Source organism: Microbacterium sp. EYE_78 (genome assembly GCF_023149035.1).
Taxonomy (GTDB): domain Bacteria; phylum Actinomycetota; class Actinomycetes; order Actinomycetales; family Microbacteriaceae; genus Microbacterium.
On record NZ_JAHXMY010000001.1, the window covers coordinates 762,839 to 782,567 of the forward strand.

Consider the following 19,729-nt stretch of genomic DNA (forward strand, 5'->3'; position numbering starts at 1 on the left):
TTCATTCGATCGCTCGGGCTGCGATGACCCGACGATACTCCAGCGCGCTGTCCTTGAGTGTGCGGCGCTGCGTGGCGTAGTCCACGCGGATCAGACCGAACCGCTTCTCGTACCCCCACGCCCACTCGAAGTTGTCCATGAGCGACCAGTAGAAGTACCCGCGGACATCGACGCCGCCCTCGGCGGCATCCGCGATCGCGGCGAGGTGACCGCGGAGGAAGGCCACGCGGTCGGCGTCGTGCACCCGCAGCCCGTCGCCCTCGGTGACCGCCTCGTCGTCGAAGGCGGCGCCGTTCTCGGTCACGTAGAGGGCGGTCCCGGCATCCTTCGCGTACTCCGCCCAGACACGCTGCAGCAGCACCGTCAGGGCCTCGGGCTGCACCTCCCAGTGCATCGAGGTGCGCGGCAGACCGCGCTCGTACCAGTAGATCGCGTCTCCGGCAGGCCACGGCGACCCGATCACCCGGTCGGTCGGGGCGTCGCCGGGCAGGGGCGGGTCCTCGGGCGGTGTGCCGCCCACGAACTCGCCGTGGTAGTAGTTCACGCCCAGGGCATCGAGCGGGCGCGAGATCGTCTCGAGGTCGCCGGGGAGGACGGCCTCCTCGAAGCGCTCGACCGCCGCCGCATCCACCGCCCGGATGTCGGCGACGATGTCGGCCGGGTACCCGCGTCCGAAGATCGGATCGAGGAACCAGCGGTTGAACTGGCCGTCGATCCGTCGCGCTGCGTCCACGTCCTCCGGCTTCGCGGCGTCGGCGGGCTCGGCGACGGTCAGGTTGAGGGTGATGCCGAGACGGAGGTCGGCGTCGCGGCGACGCAGCTCGTCGACGACGAGACCGTGGCCGAGCAGGAGGTGGTGCGATGCCCGCATCCCGTCGGCGATGGAGAACCGGCCAGGAGCGTGGATGCCGCCGGTGTAGCTCAGGAACGACGAGCACCACGGCTCATTGAGCGTCGTCCAGTTCACGACGCGATCGCCGAGCGCGTCGTGGACCGACATCGCGTAGTCGAGGAAGCGCTCGCTCGTCTCGCGGACCGTCCAGCCACCCCGATCCTCGAGCGCCTGCGGCAGGTCCCAGTGATACAGCGTGAGCCAGGGCAGGATGTCGGCGCCGAGCAGCTCGTCGACGAGCCGCTTGTAGAAGTCGAGTCCCTTCTCGTTCACCGCGCCGCCGTCCGGCCGCACGCGCGACCACGACGTCGAGAACCGGTACGTGTCGAGACCGAGCTCCTTCATGAGGGCGACGTCGTCGCGGTACCGGTGGTAGTGGTCGCAGGCGATGTCGCCGTTGTCGCCGCCGATGACCGCCCCGGGCACGCGACTGAACGCGTCCCAGATCGAGGCCGTACGACCGTCCTCGAACGCGGCCCCCTCGATCTGGTAGGCGGCGGTCGCCGCGCCGAACAGGAAACCGGTGGGGAATCGGGTGGACACGGGGGCAGAGTACTCCTGCGCCATCACGCTCATGTGATGACCCTCAGCCCTTGACTGCGCCGGCCATGATGCCGCTCACGAGCTGTTTGCCCGCGAAGACGAACAGCAGGATCAGCGGGATCGTGGCCAGCAGGACGCCGGCGAGCACGACCGAGTAGTCGACGAAGTAGTTGGCCTGCAGGAGCGACAGCGCGACAGGGAGGGTGGGGCTCTGCCGGTCGAGCACGATGAAGGGCCAGAAGAACTGGTTCCAGGCACCGACGAAGGTGAACAGGAACAGCATCGCCGCGGCGGGACGCGCGGCGGTGACGCCGACGGTCCAGAACGTGCGCAGCTGGCTCGCACCGTCGACGCGCGCGGCCTCGATGAGCTCGTCGGGAACCGTCTGACCGATGTACTGCGTCATCCAGAACACGCCGAAGGCGCTCGTGAGGGCCGGGATGATGATGGCGCCGATCGTGCCCGTCCATCCGAGGTCCGCGAAGAGGATGTACAGGGGCACGACGCCCAGCTGCATCGGGACGGCCATGGTGGCCACGACGAAGGCGAGGAGGAACTTGCTCCCTCGGAAGCGCAGCTTCGCGAAGGCCCAGCCGGCCAGCGTCGAGAAGACCACGACGGATGCCGCGATCACCGTCGAGCTGAAGATCGAGTTCCACAGGGCCAGCCAGAAGTTCACCGCGGGGTCGTTCATGACCGACAGCGCGTTGCTGACGAAGTTCGCGCCGGGGATCCAGGACAGGTTCGGGTCGTTGATCGTGAACTGGTCGCCGGAGCCGATGAGGAACGACCAGTAGTAGGGGAAGATCGCCGACACCGCGACGACGCCGAGCCCGACGTAGACCCAGAAGCCGGCGCGGACGCCGCGGATGCGGGTGGTCCGCTCGCCCCGACGGCGGCGCGCGGCGTTCGGGATGTTCTCCTCGACGATGGCCAGGGGCGGCTCACTGATGGTGGTCATCGTGCGGTGTCCTTCCGTGCGCGTCGCGGCGTTCGCACGCCGCGGCCACCTTCGTCGCGGACGAGGCGGCGGGTGATGAGGAGGTTCACGAGACCGATCACCACGATGATGATGAACAGGATCCACGCGAGCGCGGCGGCGCGGCCGAAATTGAACTCGCCCCAGCCGATGTTGTAGAGGTACAACGTGATGGTCAGCCACTGCTGCGCGGGGCCGCCCTCCCCGGTGTTGTCGAACATCCGCGGCTCGTCGAAGATCTGCAGTCCGCCGATCGTCGAGGTGATGATGACGAAAATGAGCGTCGGGCGCAGTGACGGCAGCGTGATGCTGAAGAACTGGCGGAATGCACCCGCCCCGTCCACGGTGGCCGCCTCGTAGTACTCCCGGGGGACGGCCTGCATGGCCGCCAGCAGGATGAGCGCGTTGTATCCCGTCCAGCGGAAGTTCACCATCGTCGCGATGGCGACGTGGCTCCAGAACGGGTCCTTGTGCCACGCGATCGGCTCGAGCCCGACGGCGCCGAGCGCGTTGTTCACGAGGCCGTGCACATCGCCGAACATGTTGCTGAAGATGAGCGCCACGGCGACGGGGGCCATGACGAAGGGGAGCAGGACGCTCATCCGCCAGAAGGTCTTCGCGCGGATGTTGCGGTCGAGCATGGCGGCGATGAACACCGCGAGGATCAGCTGCGGAACGGTGGACAGCAGGAAGATGCTGAAGGTGTTGCGCAGGGCCACCCAGAACTTCGGGTCGTTCAGGATCCAGGCGTACTGGTCGAACCCGACGTAGGTGCCGGAGTTGCGGATCAGGTCCCACTCCTGGAACGAGATCACCGCGGTGAATCCGATCGGGAACAGGCCCACGACCGCGAAGAGGATGAAGAAGGGCGAGATGTAGAGGTACGGCGAGACCTTCACGTCCCACCGGCTGAGCTGCTGGCGGAAGGAGAGCACACGGACAGGACGTTCCGCCGGTGCGGAACGGTCCTCCAGCGGAGTCCGTGGTCGGGTGTCGGTGGTGGTCACGTGGCGTCTCCGTCGTCGTCGAGCGGTGGTGGGGATGCCGGCCGTCGCAGGGTGACGGCCGGCATCCCGGTCATGTGCGGGTCAGAAAGCCTCGACCTCGGCCACCCAGGTGTCCCAGGCCGCGGTCTCGGACTCCGAGCCGTCGAAGACGCGGTTGACCGCGTTCTGCAGTGCGTCGTGGTACTTGAAGTAGTCCGCGCTCTTGAACGGCAGGACCGTGACCGCCTCGGCGCGGTCGGCGCCGATCTCACCGGTCTTCGCACCGCCGAAGTAGTCGTTGACGTAGCCGGTCAGGTCGGCGTTCTCATACGCGTCGACCTGGCTGGGGAACGCGCCGACGTTGACGAACGCCTCGACCTGCTGCTCGGGAGCGGACAGCCAGTCGGCGAGCTTCTGCGCCTCCTCGACGTTCGCGCCGTTCGCCGGGACGGTCAGGTACGAGCCGCCCCAGTTGCCGCCGCCGTTCGGGAAGGTGTTCGCGATCTTCCAGTTCGCCTGGTCGGGCGCGTAGCCGGCGATGATGCCCTGCATCCAGCCGGGGCACAGCACAGTCGCGAAGTCGTCGCCCTGGAAGGACGCGATCCAGTCGTCGCCCCACTGCGCGGAGTAGGCCGAGTTCGGCACGGCGCGCTCGGTGACGCTCTTGTAGGCGTCGGCGATCTCGGGGTTCGAGGTCGCGATGACCGTGCCGTCGGGCTCGTCGTAGGTGTACTCGATCTGGTTGACGATGCCCTGCAGGACCGAGTTGGCCGAGTCGATCATGGCCTTGCCGGATGCCTCGCGGTACTGGTCCGCGACGTCGAAGTAGGTGTTCCAGTCGCCGTCGAACAGCGCCTCGACCTCGGCGGGCTCGGAGGGGAGGCCCGCGGCCTCGAACAGGTCGGCGCGGTAGCAGATCGCCTGCGGGCCGATGTCGGTGCCGTAGCCGATGAGGTTGCCGTCGGCATCCGTCGCGGCCTGCTCCTTCCAGTCCAGCCAGCGGCCCTTGAGGTCGTCGGGGACGGGAGCGAGCAGGTCGGAGTACTGCATGGCCTCGCTGAGCCAGTCGACCTCGACGGCCTCGATGTCGGCGAGTCCGCCCTTGCCGAGCTTCTGGAAGAAGTTCTTGCGGGCGTCGCCGGACTCGGCTGCCTTGTTGTGGACGATCGTGACGTTCGGGTTCTCGTCCTCGTACTTCTGGAGGAACTCGTCCGTGTATCCGAAGTTGTTGAAGGTCGCGATGGTCAGCGTGACCTTCTCGCCGTCGCCGGTGTTCGCGGCGTTCTCGCCGCCGCCGGCGCAGCCGGCCAGGACGAGGGCGGACGTCGAGGCGACGGCGGCGAGGACGCCGACGCGGCGCAGGGCGCGTGTGTTCACAGGACACTCCTTTGTGGTGTGGAGAGGGCGCACGTGCAGACAGCCGGTGCGTGGCTGCGGATCGGATGTGGGAGCGCTCTCAGCGGTTGCGAGTGACGCTATGGGATCGCTCCCACGGTGTCAAGAGAGCGCTCCCACGCACCGCGTCACGGTTTGGTCACGGGACCTCGCTGCCGGCCGCCCACGGCGTCGCCCGGCGGGCTCTAGACTGGTCGCGCACCCCTGCCCGCGACATCCCGGAGCTTTCTGATGCCCACCATCGTCGTCGACGTCATGCCCAAGGCCGAGCTGCTGGACCCGCAGGGGAAGGCCGTCGCCGGTGCGCTGCACCGCCTCGGGCACGCCGGGTTCGGCGACGTCCGCATCGGCAAGCGCTTCGAGCTCACCGTCGACTCGGCCGACGAGGCCACCCTCGCCGCGGTCAAGACGATCGCCGACGAGATCCTCTCGAACGCGGTCATCGAGGACGTCGTGGGCATCGAGGTGGTCGAGTGACCGCCCGCATCGGCGTCATCACGTTCCCCGGCTCCCTCGACGACGGCGACGCGCGGCGGGCCATCCGCCTCGCGGGCGCCGAGCCGGTCGCCCTGTGGCACGGCTCCCACGATCTCGACGGCGTCGACGCGCTCGTCCTGCCGGGCGGGTTCAGCTACGGCGATTACCTGCGCGCCGGCGCGATCGCGGCGCTCGCGCCGATCATGTCCGAGGTGAAGGATGCCGCGGCCAAGGGGATGCCGATCCTCGGGATCTGCAACGGCTTCCAGATGCTCGTGGAGGCGCACCTGCTGCCGGGCGGGCTCATCCGCAACGCGCACCAGCAGTTCATCCGCCGCGATCAGCGCCTGGTCGTCGAGAACGACGACACCGCGTGGACGAGCGGCTTCCGCAAGGGCCAGGAGATCGTCATCCCGCTGAAGAACGCCGACGGCGGCTACATCGCCTCGGATGACACGCTCGCGCGCATCCAGGGCGAAGGCCTCGTCGCGTTCCGCTACGCCGGCGTCAACCCGAACGGGTCGATCGACGACATCGCCGGCCTCACCAACGAGCACGGCAACGTCGTGGGACTCATGCCGCATCCCGAACACGCGATCGAGGCCGGGTTCGGACCCGACACCTCAGCCGCGATGCGCTCCGGTGTCGACGGGCTGACGTTCTTCACCTCGGCGGTCGCCGCCGTCGTGCACGCCGCCGCCTGATCCCTCAGACCGTGCCGGCCGGCGGCCAGACGCCGACGATGACCGCCATCACGAGCAGGGTCACCAGTTCGTGCGCGATGTTCAGCACGGTGAGGGACGACGGACGCCCCTCGAAGGCGTCGTGGGTGATGAACCGCGCCGCGGTGAGACCCGCCCACAGCAGCACCGAGGTGACGACCGCCGCCCAGAGGTAGGACCCCTCGTAGAAGTGCCAGGCGATGGTCGTCGCCCCTGCCAGCACCCAGGCCGTCGCGAAGCTCACGAACAGGGTGACGACGATGGCGACGGTCGCCGTGGACGCGGGGCGGTCCATGTCGACGCCGGCCAGCCGCGACCAGCGTGTGCCGAACACCTTCGGCGCGTACCAGATCGACCCGACCACCATACTGGAGAGAGTCGCGAGGATGACGGTCCAGTAGTTGATCTCGGGGATCACGGCGACCTCCAGGTCAGGGTTGCGGGGCTGGTGCAGTTGGGGCGACAGTAGCGCCACACGGGCGAAACGGGGCGGAAACGCGGCGGGTCTAGCTTCGGCATCGCACCTCCATGTCCCGAAGCATGAACCCGGAGTCCCCCTTGCCTCGACACCCCCGCGCCATCGCGCTCGCCTTCGCCGCCGCCACCGCCCTCTTGCTCGCCGGCTGCGCCGCCGGAGGTGAACCCGCCGGCGCCGAGGGCGACGTCGACCACGGTGAGATCAGCGTGCAGTACTCGTGGATCAAGAACGAGGAGTTCGCCGGCGAGTTCTACGCGTACGAGAAGGGCTACTACGAGGATGCCGGCTTCTCCGACGTCGTCGGCATCTCCGGCCCCGACACCGGGGTCGCGAAGCTCCTGTCCGGCACCGTGCAGGTCGCGCTGAGCGATGCGGCATCCGTCGGTGCGGCCGTCGCCGAGCAGGACGCGCCGCTCAAGATCATCGGCGCCACGTTCCAGAAGAACCCCTTCACGATCCTGTCGCTCGCCGACGGAGCGAACATCACGACACCGCAGGATCTGATCGGCAAGAAGATCGGCGTACAGGACTCCAACGCCTCGGTGTTCGCAGCCCTGCTGAACGCGAACGGCATCGACCCCGCCGACGTCGAGGTGGTCCCGGTCGACTTCAACCCGACCCCGGTGATGAACGGCGAGGTCGACGGCTTCATGGCGTACCTCACGAACGAAGCCCTGACGGTCGAGCTTGCCGGGTACGACGTGACGAACCTCGCCTACGCGGAGAACGGCGTGCCCTACGTCGCCGAGACCTTCACCGTGACCGACCAGTACCTGGCCGAGAACGAGGAACTGCTCACGGACTTCCTCACGGCCGAGATCAAGGGGTGGACCCACGTGTTCAAGGAGCCGGCGGCCGACACCGTCTCGCTCGTCGAGCAGTACTACAACCAGGCGGCCGAGGAGTCCGAGGACGGCCTCGAGTCCGTCTTCGGAGCACTCGACCCGGAGAAGACCATGAAGGGCATCGAGGCGCAGAACCTGCTGATCTCGACCGATGAGACCGAAGCGAACGGCCTGTTCACGATCTCGGACGAGCTCAAGCAGCAGACCGTCGACTCCCTCGCCGCCGCCGGCTGGGACGTCAGCGTCGAGGACCTCTTCGACACGACGATCATCGACGGGATCTACGCCGAGAACCCCGAGCTCAAGGACTACCTGCCCTGACATGACCAGCACCAACGTCGCGGATGCCGGGCCCCTCGCGGGTACCGGCATCCGCATCGACGGTCTCGCGAAGACCTTCCACACCGGACCCGGACGCACCGTCGAAGCCCTCGCCGACACACACCTGCACACCGATCAGGGCTCGTTCCTGTCGCTGCTCGGCCCGTCGGGATGCGGCAAGTCCACCATCCTGCGCATCCTCGCCGACCTCGAGCAGCCCACGGAGGGCGAGGTGCGCGTCGACGGCAAGTCGCCCGCGCAGCTGCGCCGCGACCACGAGCTCGGCATCGCCTTCCAGGACCACGCGCTGCTGCCGTGGCGGAGCGTCCTCGCCAACATCCGCCTGCCGTTCGAGGTCGCCGGGCGCACACCCGACCGCGACTACATCGACGAACTGATCGGGCTGGTCGGTCTCCGCGGCTTCGAGAAGGCGAAGCCCGCACAGCTGTCGGGCGGCATGCGGCAGCGGGTGTCGATCGCCCGCGCCCTCAGCCTCAAGCCGTCGGTGCTCCTGCTCGACGAGCCCTTCGGCGCACTCGACGACATGACGCGGCGAAACCTGAACCTCGAGCTGCTCCGGATCTGGACCGAGAAGCCCGCGACGACGCTCATGGTCACCCACGGCATCTCCGAGGCGATCTTCCTCTCCGACCGCGTCGCCGTGATGTCGCCCCGACCGGGACGCATCAAGGAAGTCATCGAGGTCGACCTGCCCCGCCCGCGCCTGCCCGAGATGCAGCGGACGCCCGAGTTCCACGCGCTCGTGGACCGGGCATCCGATCTGCTGTTCTCGGACGACGGTCGCGCGGCAGCCGAGTCATGACGAGCGCACCGGCTGCCCGGCGGACGCGCCGCGCGCCGCGCGGGACGGCCGCCGTCCTCGGCGTCGTCGCGCTGCTCGGCGCGTGGTGGCTGTTCTCGGCGACCGCCTTCGTGCCCGCCCCGGGCACGACCTTCACGCCGGTGCCCGACCCGTGGACGGTGTTCGCGACGATCGCCTCGGACGGCCTGGCCGCGTACTGGCCGGTGTTCCAGGTGACGATCTCCGAGGCGCTGATCGGGTTCGCCTGGGGCAACGCGATCGCCCTCCTGCTCGCCTCGGTGGTCCTGCTCGTCCCGAGGGCCGAAACCGTCGTGACGCAGATCGCCGTCGTCAGCTACTGCCTGCCGGTGGTCGCCGTGGGTGGCATCGCCGTCGTCGTCCTGCCGGCCGCCAAGCGCGCCGGCGACCTCAGCGCGACGGCGATCTTCCTCGCCGCCCTCGCCGTCTTCTTCACCACGGTCGTCGGCGCCCTCGTCGGGTTCAAGGCGGCCGACCGCGCCTCGCTCGACGTCGTCCGGGTGTACGGCGGATCGCGCTTCACCCAGCTGCGCAAGGTGCGCCTGATCGCGGCGGCGCCGGCGATCCTCAACGCCCTGCAGATCGCGGTGCCGACGGCGTTCCTCGGGGCGATCCTGGGCGAGTACATGGGGGCGATCGACCAAGGCGTCGGCATCACCCTCATCAAGCTGCAGGGCGACCTCGACTCGCCCCGCGTCTGGGCCGTCTTCCTGCTGACCGCGTTCGTCGCACTGCTCGGCTACGCACTGCTCGGCCTCGTGAGTCGCCTGGTGACCCCCTGGGTCTCGGGAGTGCGCCGATGAAGGGCGCCGGCCGCGCGCTCGGCCGCTCGAGCGCACACGCTGTACTGACCCTCGCCATCGTGGTCGCCGCGTGGTGGGCGGTGGTGTCCTTCACCGGCATCTCGCCCTACGTCGCCAAGGGACCGGTGGACGTGTGGGAGTTCCTGTTCACGGACGAGGATGCCGCGGCCCACCGGGACGCCCTCGCCCCGCTCGTGCGCCAGACCCTCGGCGACGCCGCGCTCGGATTCGTGACCGGGATGGCGGCCGCCCTCGTGCTCGCGATCGTCTTCTCTCTCTCGCGCGCGGTCGAAGCCGGCGTCATGCCACTCGCACTGCTGCTGCGCAGCGTCCCGCTCGTCGCGATCGCCCCCGTCATCATCCTCATCACGGGGCGCGGCACCGCGGCATCCGTCGCCGTCATCGGCAGCATCGTCGTCCTGTTCCCCGCCCTCGCGTCGATCCTCTTCGGCCTCTCCCGAGCGTCCCCGCAGAGCCTCGACCTGGTGCGCGTCTACGGCGGCGGACGCTGGACGCAGTTGCGCAAGGTCGACGTGCCGGGCGCGCTGCCCTCGCTGTTCGCCGCGGCGCGCGTGTCCGTCCCGGGGGCCGTGACCGGCGCCCTGCTGGCCGAATGGCTGTCGACGGGCACGGGGATCGGCGGCATGATCCAGAAGTTCACCGCGCAGGCGCGCTTCGACGACCTGTGGGCGTCGGTCGCGATCATCACCCTCGTGACGCTCGTCCTCTACAACCTGGTGCAGATCGTCGAGAACGTCGTCCTCGCCCGCATGGGTATGACGACGACCGTCGACTGACCCGCCGGTAGCCTCGGAGCATGGCTTCGATCAGCGTCAGCGTCCCGTCCGAGAAGCTCGCCGAGAACCTCGCCGACACCGGCGCCGAGGTGGTGGTGTGGAAGATGGACGGCCCGCCGCCGCGACAGGTGATCGACATCGTCGTTCCCCCGTACATGTCGGCGGGTGAGGGTCTTCCCCTCCTCGCCGATGTGCGCACCCGACTCGTGCAGGGTCAGTCGATCGGCTACGAGGGCACCGAGGAGAAGCTGCCCGCGGGGGTCGTCTTCGCGAACGCATCCACCGTCCACGAGACGTCGACGGCCGAGCTCGCCCTCGCGCTCACCCTCGCCGCACAGCGCGAGTTCGTCCGCTTCGTCCGGGCGCAGACAGAGGGCGAGTGGTCGCCGGTGCGAGCCGACAGCCTCGCAGACCGGCGGGTCCTGGTGCTCGGCTACGGCGGCGTCGGCAAGGCGATCGCCGCGCGGCTCGCCCCGTTCGAGGTCGAGATCATCCCCGTCGCCTCGACGGCGCGGGACGAGGACGGCGTCCACGTGCACGCGGTCGGCGAGCTCGAGGACCTCCTCCCCACGGCCGAGATCGTCATCACGTCGCTGCCGGGCGGCGAATCGACCCGCCACATCATCGACGACGCCTTCCTCGCGTCGCTCCCCGACGGGGCCCTCGTGGTCAACGTCGGCCGCGGCTCACTCGTCGACACCGACGCGCTGGTCGACCACGTCCGGCGCGGCCGCATCCGTGCCGCGCTCGACGTGACCGAACCCGAGCCGCTCCCGGCGGACCACCCGCTGTGGACGCTCGACGGCGTGCTCATCGCACCGCACGTCGGGGGCGCGACCTCGGCGATGTTCCCGCGGGTGGAGCGCCTCATCCGGCGTCAGATAGAGCACCTGCAGCGCGGTGAGGAGCCGGAGAACGTCGTCATCCGCACCTGAGGCCGCCGGTCGCGCGTCGACCGCGAAGGCCGGTCAGACCTCGAACACGCTGTGCACGGGGCCGCAGACCGCGCGCCCGCCGAGCCCGGACAGCTCCATGAGCACCGAGGTGCCGGCGAGCGCATAGCCGAGCGACTCGAGCAGCTGCTGCCCCGCCCGCAGGGTCCCGCCCGTCGCGAGCACGTCGTCGACCAGCAGCACGCGCGCGCCGTCGACGAGGTCGCCCGACATCTCGATCGTCGCGCTGCCGTATTCGAGGTCGTAGCTGACCGATCCCGCCGGTCGAGGCAGCTTGCCCGCCTTGCGGATCGGCGCCAGTCCTGTCCCCGAGGCGATGGCGATGGCGCCGGCGAGCAGGAATCCGCGCGCCTCGACACCGGCGACCACGTCGAACGTGCCGACGAACGGCTCGGCCATCGCCATCGCGATGGTGCGCAGACCCGCGGCATCCGCCAGCAACGGCGAGACGTCACGGAAGAGGATGCCGGGCTCGGGGAAGTCGGGAATAGTCGCGATGAGCGCTTCGGCTCGGGCGAGTGCGTCGGGATTCACTGGGTCGAGGGTAGTCGACCCGGCTGATGGCGCCCGGGGTGCACGGCGGCGCAGCGCCGACTCCTCGAAGAACGCGCGCGGCCCGGTCCGGGGCAGCTCCGACGAGCCCCCCGCGCGCACATCTGAGGAGTTGCTGCAGTCGAGGCCACCGGACGTCGCCGCCCGCGCCCGGCCGCCGGGTGCGCAAGCGCTTGCACTACACTGGCGCGCATGACTTCCCCCTCCCTCGCGACCACCGCGTCGACCCTGGCTGAGATCGGCGAGAGCCGTCCGGGCGCCGAGTGGTGGCGCACCGCAGTGATCTACCAGATCTACCCCCGCTCCTTCTCCGACGCGTCGGGCGACGGCATCGGCGACCTCCCCGGCATCACCTCGCGCCTCGACGACCTCGCCTCGCTCGGCATCGACGCGGTCTGGCTGAGCCCGTTCTTCACCTCGCCGCAGAAGGACGCCGGCTACGACGTCGCCGACTACCGCGACGTCGACCCGCTGTTCGGCACGCTCGGCGACTTCGACGACATGCTCGAGGCGGCGCACGCCCGCGGCATCCGCGTCATCATCGACCTCGTCCCGAATCACTCCTCCGACCAGCACGTGTGGTTCCAGCAGGCTCTCGCCGCCGGGCCCGGCAGCCCCGAGCGCGCGCGCTACATGTTCCGCGACGGCCAGGGCGAGCACGGTGAGCTGCCCCCCAACAACTGGGAGTCCGTCTTCGGCGGCCCGGCCTGGACCCGCATCCCAGACGGTCAGTGGTACCTCCACCTGTTCGACAGCACGCAGCCCGACTTCGACTGGACCAACCGAGAGGTCCGCGCCGAGTTCGAGGCGACCCTCCGCTTCTGGCTCGACCGCGGTGTCGACGGCTTCCGCGTCGACGTGGCGCACGGCCTCATCAAGGCCGACGGCCTGCCCGACTACACCCCGCCGGCCGAGGCCGACTCGATGGGCGGCGCGGAGCCGGTCCCGTATTGGGGTCAGGACGGCGTCCACGAGGTCTGGCGCGAATGGCACCGTGTGCTCGCGGAGTACGACGGGGACCGCGCGCTGTGCGCCGAGGCGTGGCTGCCCACGGTCGACGAGACCGCCAAGTGGGTCCGCTCCGACGAGATGCACCAGGCCTTCAACTTCCCCTACGCGATGAGCGAATGGGATGCCGCGCAGCTGCGCGAGGTCATCAGCGAGTCGCTGCGCGCCTTCCCGGCGGTGGGCGCCCCCGCGACCTGGGTGCTCTCCAACCACGACGTGATCCGCCACGCGACCCGCCTCGCGATGCCCGGCCACCCGCAGGGCCACGGCGTGGGACCGACGACGCCCGGCAAGCCCGACCCCGCCGCGGGCCTTCGTCGCGCTCGTGCGGCGACCGCGCTCATGCTCGCCCTCCCCGGCTCGTCCTACCTGTACCAGGGCGAGGAGCTCGGCCTCCCCGAAGCCATGGAGCTGCCCGACGACGTCCGCGAGGACCCGACCTGGTTCCGCACCGAGGGCGAGCGCTACGGACGTGACGGATGCCGCGTGCCGCTGCCCTGGACCGCCGATCAGGGCGCGTTCGGCTTCAGCCCGACGGGCGAGAGCTGGCTGCCGCAGCCCGCCGAGTGGACCGCGCTCGCGCGCGACGTCCAGGAGGACCAGCCGGACTCGACGCTGTGGCTTTACCGCACGCTGCTCGCGACGCGCCGTCTGCACGACCTCGGCTCGGGTCGGATCGAGTGGCTCGAGGGCCACGGTGACGACGTCATCGCGTTCCGCAACGGCGACATCACGGTGATCGCGAACGCCGGCACGACCCCCGTGGCCCTGCCGAAGGGGATGCTGCTGGTCGAGAGCGACGCGTTCGAGGGCTCCGAGCTCCCCGCCGACACCACGGTGTGGATCGCCGCCGACTGACGTGACCGGCATCGACGACGTCGCCCGCGCCGCAGGCGTCTCGGCGGCGACCGTCTCTCGCGCGCTCAGCGGGCGCGGGCGCATCTCGGATGCGACCCGCGCCCGCGTGCGCGCCGCCGCGGCCGACCTCGGCTACGTGGTCTCGGCCGCGGCATCCGCGCTCGCAACCGGGCGCGCCGCGAACATCGGCGTCGTCGTGCCGCTGCTGGACCGCTGGTTCTTCGCGAACGTCCTCGACGGCATCGCCGGGCGACTCGCCCCTCGCGGCTACGACATGACGCTGTACAGCATGACCGCCGATCCGTCGCAGCGGTCAGACGTGCTGGACGTGTCGCTGCGCCGCGGCCGCGTCGACGCGCTCATCGTCCTCTCGCTCGAACTGGACGAGGACGAGGTCGATCGGCTCCTCGGACTGCACCTGCCCGTCGTGGGTCTCGGCTCGGCGAGCGCACGGCTGCCGGCGCTGCGCGTCGACGAACGGGCCCTCGCCCGCGCCGCGACGCAGCACCTGTTGGACCTCGGTCACGGTCGCATCGCGCACATCGGCACCAGCCGCCCCGGTGAGCCGGGGCTGGACATCCCGTCGCTGCGCCGGCAGGGCTTCGCCGAGGCGATGGCGGATGCCGGCCGCACCGCCCCCTTCGCAATGGCCGACTTCACGATCGAGGGCGGACATCGCGCGGCCGCCGCGCTGCTGGATGCCCCGGACCGACCGACCGCCGTGTTCGCGGCATCCGACGAGATCGCCTTCGGCGTGCTGTTCGCGGCCCGCGAGCGAGGGCTCGACGTGCCGCGCGACCTGTCGGTGATCGGCGTGGACGGCCATGAGATGGGCGGGTTCTTCGGCCTCACCACGATCGCGCAGTTCCCGCACGAGCAGGGCGAACGAGCGGCGGATGCCGTGCTCGCGCTGCTGGACGGGGAGGATGCCACCGGGGAGCTGCCGTTCCGCCTCATCGAGCGGACCTCGACCGGGCCGCCGCCGCATGGAGAAACCGCAGAGGTTGCGGGGCGTCACGCCCCGTAGGCTCGAAGACATGCCTCTCGACCTCGACGCGATCTACACCGACCTGCACCGGCACCCGGAACTGTCATTCCAGGAGACCCGGACCGCCGGTGTCATCACGCGCGAGCTCGCGGCGATCGGACTCGAGTACGAGGAGGGCGTCGGGCGCACCGGTGTCGTCACGGCGATCCGCAACGGCGAGGGACCGGTCGTCTGGCTGCGCGCCGACATGGACGGCCTCCCCGTGGAGGAACTGACAGGTCTGCCCTACGCGAGCACCGCCCGCGGGGTCGACCCGGCGGGCACCGACGTGCCGGTCATGCACGCATGCGGGCACGACATGCACGTCACCGCCCTGCTGGGCGCACTCGAGAAGCTCCAGGCATCCCGCGAGGAGTGGTCCGGCACCGTCGTGGCCGTCTTCCAACCGGCCGAGGAGTACGGGGCGGGCGCGCAGGCGATGATCGCCGACGGCGTCTTCGACCGCTACCCGAAGCCCGACATCGTCCTGGGTCAGCACCTCACCCCGCTGCCGGCCGGCACGATCGGTGTGCGACCCGGCACCCAGATGGCGGCATCCGACGGGCTGACCGTGAAGCTCCTCGGCCGCGGCGGACACGGATCACGACCCCACGCGACGATCGACCCGGTCGTCATGGCCGCCGCGACCGTCATGCGACTGCAGACGGTCGTCTCGCGCGAGGTCGACCCGCGCGAGATGGCGGTCGTCACCGTCGGGTCGATCCACGCCGGACTGAAGAACAACATCATCCCCGCCGAGGCGACCCTCGAGCTGAGCCTGCGGTACCCCGACGACGACGCCCGCGCCGACATCCTCGCCCGCGTGGAGCGCATCGTGCGGGCGGAGGCCGCGGCCTCCGGAGCGGAGCAGGGACCCGTCATCTCGACCCAGCACAGCCTGCCGCCGACCATCAACGACCCCGCCTCGACGGCGCGCCTGACGGCCGCGCTCGACGCGGCCTTCGGGCAGGGCACCGTCATCGACCCCGGCATGTTCACCGGAAGCGAGGACGTCTCGTGGTTCGCTCGCGAAGCCGGCGTCCCGCTCGTCTACTGGTTCTGGGGCGGTGTCGAGCCGCAGCGCTTCGCGGACGCGGTCGCCGCGGGCACGGTGTCGAAGGACATCCCGACGAACCACTCCCCCTACTTCGCCCCGATCCTGCACCCGACCATCGAGCGCGGCGTCGATGCGCTGACCGTCGCCGCAAGGGAGTTCCTCGCGTGAGCAACAACGACGACTGGCTGCCGTTCGCCCCGCTCGACCCGCAGGAGCACGTCGAGCCCGAGAAGAAGCCCCGCAATCCGAACCGGACCCCGATGATCCTCGGGGCCGTCGCGGGGGTGATGCTCATCGCCGCCATCGTGGTGGTGAGCGTCTACCTCCTGCGCGTCACCGCCCCGACGACCGCCGGCCCCGCGGCATCCGAGTCGGCCGAGGCGGACCCCGCGCCCCAGCCGTCGACCCCGCAGCAGCAGCCGCAGCCGAGCGCGACGCCGACCGAGGAAGCGCCCTCGACGGCCATCGCGCTGAACGGGAGCGGGTTCACGCTCACGACGGCCGACGGCGAGTTCACGCACCGGTGGGCCGACGACCCGGCGCCCGCGATCGAGGCGCTCACCGAGGCCTTCGGCACGGCGCCGGAGGAGGACTTCGTCAACGGCGACGCTGAGAACTGGGCCTACGACATCTACGTGTGGAAGGGCTTCCGCTTCTACGACGTGTTCCTCGGCGACGGCGGCCGCTCGCGCAGTGAGGTGCCGGCGCCGACGTACGTCGCGGTGACCGCCGGTCTCCCCGCGGACGTCCGGGTCACGAACGAGTTCGGCATCACGGTGGGGCAGAGCCTCGACGACGCCCGCGCGAAGAACCCGGTGGACGAGGTCGCGCTCACGAACGGCCGGGTCCGGCTCGCTTTCGGGGACGGCCGCGGGACGTTCTACAACGACGGCAACCGGGTGTTCAGCGCCTTCGTCGAGTCGGACGAATCTGCCCAAGAGGTGGCCTCGGTCACGTACGTCTTCCGCGCCCGCGGTCAGTGACCGCGGGCGGATGCCGCCGGTGACGTCGCGCGGGCATCGATCAGCTCGCGTCCGGACAGGACCCCGGGCAGTCCTCGACCCGCCTGAGTGGTGAAGAAGAGCACGACGGCGAGCAGCCCGAAGGCCCCGGCCGCGATCCCCGCATCCCCGAACAGCTGAGCGACGAGCAGGTACCCGCCGATCCCGCCCGCGAAGCGCAGCAGGCGCGCCGGCACCTCCGGCATCCGGCCGCCCGCGAAGCGGAGCTCGACGGCGAGATCCCCGACCGACCGACCGCTCGTGAGGATGACCGCGAGCCAGACGGCGATCGGGACCCACGCGGCGGCGAGGTCGCCCCAGGTGCCGTCCTCGACGAGGTCACGCCGTCCGAGCACGAACTGCAGGATGAGCTGCACGGCTGCGCCCGCCGCCGCAGCGAGGATGGAAGCGCCGAGCACGTCGCACACGATCGCGAGCAGCCGCCGCCACCGCGTGACGGGTCGTGGTTCGTCGGCGTCCGCTGCCCGCTCGACGCCGCGGAGGCGGCCCGGCACGAACAGGCCGAGGAGCGAGCCGACGATCGCACCGGTGACGTTCGTCGTGAGGTCGCCGACGTCGAAGAGACGGTATGCGCAGGGGAAGACGCCCCACACGCCGGTGAGCTGGGTGAATTCGACGACGAGCGAGACCGCGAGACCGGTCGCTGCCCCGATGAGCACGCCGCGCCGCCCGACGACCCGAACGAGGAAGCCGAGAGGAACGAACAGCAGGACGTTGAAGGCGACCTGGAGCAGGCGCACATCCGTGAGCGGGCTGCCGTCGGCGATCGCGCCCGCGATGTCATCGATCGTCGGGCGGAGGGTCAGCACGGCTCCCGCACAGCGGTAGTCCGATGACGAGGGGATCGGCAGGAGCGTATAGGTCCAGATCGCGACGAAGTAGACGAGGGATGCCGCCCAGAATGCGAGTCGCGGAAGCGTCAGCCGTCCGCGGCGTCGATAACTGACGGCGACGAGCGGGACGAACAGCAGCACCCCCAGGATGACACCGAAGAGCACGGCCATGAGGGCGGAGTACAGCTGGGCGGCCATGTCGGGAGTCTATTGACACGGACGGAACGCCTGACGTTGCACGGATTCCGCTCGAGGCGTAATGTCGCCCGCCGTGACCACTGATAGTCGCGACCCGAACGCGGCCCCGTCGCCCGCCGTCAAGCGCATGCTGATCGGCGAGCCCCTCGACTCCGAGAAGCTCGACGGGCAGCTCCTGCCGAAGAAGCGGGCGCTGCCGATCTTCGCCTCGGATGCGCTCTCCTCCGTCGCGTACGCGCCGCAGGAGCTGCTGATGATCCTGCTCATCGGCGGCACCGCGTTCATGGCCTTCGCGCCGCACGTCGCGGCGGCGGTCGTCGTGCTCCTGATCGTCGTCGTGCTGAGCTACCGACAGCTCATCAAGGCGTATCCCTCGGGTGGCGGCGACTACGAGGTGGCCCGCACGAACCTCGGCGAGAAGGCCGGGGTCGTCGTGGCATCCGCCCTGCTGGTCGACTACGTGCTCACGGTGGCGGTGTCGGTCTCATCCGGCGTCGACAACATCATCTCAGCGATCCCCGTGCTCGACCCGTGGCGCGTCGAGCTCGCCATCGGCTTCGTCGTCCTGCTGGTGATCGTGAACCTGCGCGGTGTGCGCGAGGCATCCCAGGCCTTCGCGATCCCGACCTACATCTTCATCGGCTCGGTCGCCCTGATGATCGTGACGGGGCTCTTCCGGTGGGCCGTCGGCGATGCGCCCGTCGCCTCGAGTGCCGAGTTCACGGTGCAGACCGAGAGCCTCTCGCAGATCGCCTTCATCCTGCTGATCCTGCGGGCCTTCTCGAGCGGATGCTCCGCCCTGACCGGCGTCGAAGCGGTGAGCAACGGCGTCCCGGCGTTCCGCAAGCCGAAGATCAAGAACGCGCAGACGACGCTCGTCCTGATGGGCGGGATCGCGATCCTCCTGTTCACGGGGCTCACCGCCCTCGCCCTCATCTCCCGCGTGCACTACGCCGAGAACCCGTGCGACCTCGTGGGCTTCGACTGCGCGGCCGGTCCGCAGCCGAGCCTCATGGCGCAGGTGGCGTCCGCGACGTTCGGCGGTGACTCGATTCCGTTCTTCGTCATCCAGGCCGCGACCGCGTGCGTCCTGCTGCTCGCGGCGAACACCGCGTTCAACGGCTTCCCGCTGCTCGGGTCCGTCCTCGCGCGCGACAGCTACGCGCCGAAGTCGCTCAATTCGCGTGGCGACCGACTGGTGTTCTCGAACGGGATGCTGATCCTCGGCGGCGCTGCGATCCTCATTCTCGTCGTCTTCCAGGCCGACCTGACCACCCTCATCCAGCTGTACATCATCGGTGTCTTCGTCTCGTTCTCCCTCGGCCAGATCGGGATGGTCCGTCACTGGCGGCGCGAGCTGCGACTGCTGAAGAAGCACTCGGCCGCGCGGCGCGAGGCCCTGACCGGTCTCGCGATCAACAGCGTCGGCGCCGCGTTCACGGTGGCGGTCCTCGTGGTGGTGACCGTGACGAAGTTCACCCACGGTGCCTGGCTCGTCTTCCTCGCGATGCCGGTGCTCGCCTTCCTCATGGTCGGCGTGAACCGCTACTACCGCGACGTCGAGCACGAGATCGCGATGGACGACACCGTGCGATTCGGCTCGACGGGCGACCTGGCCATCGTGCTGGTGGGCAAGCTGCAGAAGCCCGTCGCGAAGGCCATCGACTACGCCCTCGCCGCGAAGCACGACAAGACGCTCGCCGTCCACGTCGCCATCGCGGGCGACGACATCGCCGAGCTGAAGGCCGACTGGCAGTACCACGGCATGCCGGTGCCCCTGATCGTGGTCGACTCCCCCTTCCGGCAGTACGCATCGCCGTTGATCGGGTTCATCGAGAAGTATCGCGAGAAGCACGGTCCGTCGGTGGTGACGGTCTACCTGCCGCAGTACATCGTGGGTCACTGGTGGGAGACACCGCTGCACAACCGTCGTGCGCGTCGCATCGCGCAGCAGCTCATGATGGTGCACGGCGTCACCGTGACCCTCGTGCCGTGGCTGCTCGACTCGTCGGAGATCATCTACGGCCGTCGCTCGCGACCGCTCCCGGGCGATGACCGCGGTGGTCGCATCGAACAGCGTCATTACGGTTTGGTGGAGCATTCCGACAACTGAGGGATCCCGGGCGCCGGCTCTGCCAGGAT

Annotated in this window: 19 protein-coding genes; 12 read left to right on the top strand and 7 right to left on the bottom strand. The window is 69.8% G+C overall.

Annotated elements, in window-relative coordinates; all coding sequences use genetic code 11:
* Position 1: 1 nt before the first annotated feature.
* From KZX17_RS03625 to KZX17_RS03640, 4 genes are all read right to left on the bottom strand, one after another.
* The gene (locus tag KZX17_RS03625; protein ID WP_248170708.1) at positions 2–1,468 is read right to left on the bottom strand and encodes a GH1 family beta-glucosidase; all 1,467 of its coding nucleotides are present in this window, start codon (positions 1,466–1,468) and stop codon (positions 2–4) included.
* Positions 1,469–1,478: 10 nt separating this feature from the next.
* Positions 1,479–2,396 (bottom strand): carbohydrate ABC transporter permease, encoded by a 918-nt coding sequence (locus KZX17_RS03630; protein ID WP_248170707.1) that lies wholly within the window; start codon positions 2,394–2,396, stop codon positions 1,479–1,481.
* A complete protein-coding gene (locus tag KZX17_RS03635) occupies positions 2,393–3,421 on the bottom strand; it encodes a carbohydrate ABC transporter permease (RefSeq protein WP_248170706.1) in 1,029 nt (342 codons plus the stop codon). The genes KZX17_RS03630 and KZX17_RS03635 overlap by 4 nt, the downstream gene beginning before the upstream one ends.
* Positions 3,422–3,502: 81 nt before the next feature.
* Positions 3,503–4,777, bottom strand: a complete 1,275-nt coding sequence (locus KZX17_RS03640) for an ABC transporter substrate-binding protein (protein WP_248170705.1) — start codon at positions 4,775–4,777, stop codon at positions 3,503–3,505.
* A 249-nt stretch (positions 4,778–5,026) separates the two neighbouring features.
* On the opposite strand from KZX17_RS03640, the gene purS reads away from it, so the two are divergent.
* Together purS and purQ are read left to right on the top strand one after the other, a co-directional pair.
* On the top strand, positions 5,027–5,272 hold the full coding sequence (gene purS / locus KZX17_RS03645; protein ID WP_248170704.1) for a phosphoribosylformylglycinamidine synthase subunit PurS: 246 nt from the start codon (positions 5,027–5,029) through the stop codon (positions 5,270–5,272).
* On the top strand, positions 5,269–5,976 hold the full coding sequence (purQ, locus tag KZX17_RS03650; RefSeq protein ID WP_248170703.1) for a phosphoribosylformylglycinamidine synthase subunit PurQ: 708 nt from the start codon (positions 5,269–5,271) through the stop codon (positions 5,974–5,976). The genes purS and purQ overlap by 4 nt, the downstream gene beginning before the upstream one ends.
* 4 nt (positions 5,977–5,980) lie before the next feature.
* On the opposite strand, the gene KZX17_RS03655 is transcribed toward purQ, so the two are convergent.
* The gene (locus KZX17_RS03655; RefSeq protein ID WP_248170702.1) at positions 5,981–6,412 is read right to left on the bottom strand and encodes a DUF1761 domain-containing protein; all 432 of its coding nucleotides are present in this window, start codon (positions 6,410–6,412) and stop codon (positions 5,981–5,983) included.
* 140 nt (positions 6,413–6,552) lie between these two features.
* Between KZX17_RS03655 and KZX17_RS03660 the strand changes: the two genes are divergently transcribed.
* Genes KZX17_RS03660 through KZX17_RS03680 form a run of 5 tightly spaced genes read left to right on the top strand, consistent with a single transcriptional unit; the run spans position 6,553 to position 11,014 of the window.
* On the top strand, positions 6,553–7,638 hold the full coding sequence (locus tag KZX17_RS03660; RefSeq protein ID WP_248170701.1) for an ABC transporter substrate-binding protein: 1,086 nt from the start codon (positions 6,553–6,555) through the stop codon (positions 7,636–7,638).
* Between the two features lies 1 nt (position 7,639).
* Complete coding sequence (locus tag KZX17_RS03665) at positions 7,640–8,461, top strand: ABC transporter ATP-binding protein (protein ID WP_248170700.1); 822 nt, start codon at positions 7,640–7,642, stop codon at positions 8,459–8,461.
* The gene (locus KZX17_RS03670; RefSeq protein WP_248170699.1) at positions 8,458–9,282 is read left to right on the top strand and encodes an ABC transporter permease; all 825 of its coding nucleotides are present in this window, start codon (positions 8,458–8,460) and stop codon (positions 9,280–9,282) included. Before KZX17_RS03665 ends, KZX17_RS03670 begins: the two co-directional genes overlap by 4 nt.
* Positions 9,279–10,079 (top strand): ABC transporter permease, encoded by an 801-nt coding sequence (locus KZX17_RS03675; protein ID WP_248170698.1) that lies wholly within the window; start codon positions 9,279–9,281, stop codon positions 10,077–10,079. The genes KZX17_RS03670 and KZX17_RS03675 overlap by 4 nt, the downstream gene beginning before the upstream one ends.
* A 20-nt stretch (positions 10,080–10,099) precedes the next feature.
* The gene (locus KZX17_RS03680; RefSeq protein ID WP_248170697.1) at positions 10,100–11,014 is read left to right on the top strand and encodes a 2-hydroxyacid dehydrogenase; all 915 of its coding nucleotides are present in this window, start codon (positions 10,100–10,102) and stop codon (positions 11,012–11,014) included.
* A gap of 33 nt (positions 11,015–11,047) precedes the next feature.
* Here the strand turns inward: KZX17_RS03680 and KZX17_RS03685 are convergent, their stop codons facing one another.
* Complete coding sequence (locus tag KZX17_RS03685; RefSeq protein ID WP_248170696.1) at positions 11,048–11,566, bottom strand: adenine phosphoribosyltransferase; 519 nt, start codon at positions 11,564–11,566, stop codon at positions 11,048–11,050.
* Between the two features lie 210 nt (positions 11,567–11,776).
* Between KZX17_RS03685 and KZX17_RS03690 the strand changes: the two genes are divergently transcribed.
* From KZX17_RS03690 to KZX17_RS03705, 4 genes are read left to right on the top strand one after another with little or no spacing between them, the layout of a single operon-like run.
* Positions 11,777–13,450: a glycoside hydrolase family 13 protein gene (locus KZX17_RS03690; RefSeq protein WP_248170695.1), complete on the top strand. Its 1,674-nt coding sequence runs from the start codon at positions 11,777–11,779 to the stop codon at positions 13,448–13,450.
* A 1-nt stretch (position 13,451) separates the two neighbouring features.
* The gene (locus KZX17_RS03695) at positions 13,452–14,477 is read left to right on the top strand and encodes a LacI family DNA-binding transcriptional regulator (RefSeq protein WP_248170694.1); all 1,026 of its coding nucleotides are present in this window, start codon (positions 13,452–13,454) and stop codon (positions 14,475–14,477) included.
* A gap of 10 nt (positions 14,478–14,487) precedes the next feature.
* Positions 14,488–15,702 (top strand): amidohydrolase, encoded by a 1,215-nt coding sequence (locus KZX17_RS03700; protein ID WP_248170693.1) that lies wholly within the window; start codon positions 14,488–14,490, stop codon positions 15,700–15,702.
* On the top strand, positions 15,699–16,517 hold the full coding sequence (locus tag KZX17_RS03705) for a hypothetical protein (protein WP_248170692.1): 819 nt from the start codon (positions 15,699–15,701) through the stop codon (positions 16,515–16,517). Before KZX17_RS03700 ends, KZX17_RS03705 begins: the two co-directional genes overlap by 4 nt.
* Here the strand turns inward: KZX17_RS03705 and KZX17_RS03710 are convergent.
* Complete coding sequence (locus KZX17_RS03710; RefSeq protein ID WP_248170691.1) at positions 16,511–17,587, bottom strand: VanZ family protein; 1,077 nt, start codon at positions 17,585–17,587, stop codon at positions 16,511–16,513. The genes KZX17_RS03705 and KZX17_RS03710 overlap by 7 nt on opposite strands.
* 61 nt (positions 17,588–17,648) lie before the next feature.
* Between KZX17_RS03710 and KZX17_RS03715 the strand changes: the two genes are divergently transcribed.
* Positions 17,649–19,700: an APC family permease gene (locus tag KZX17_RS03715; protein ID WP_248170690.1), complete on the top strand. Its 2,052-nt coding sequence runs from the start codon at positions 17,649–17,651 to the stop codon at positions 19,698–19,700.
* The last annotated feature ends 29 nt before the right edge of the window (positions 19,701–19,729 follow it).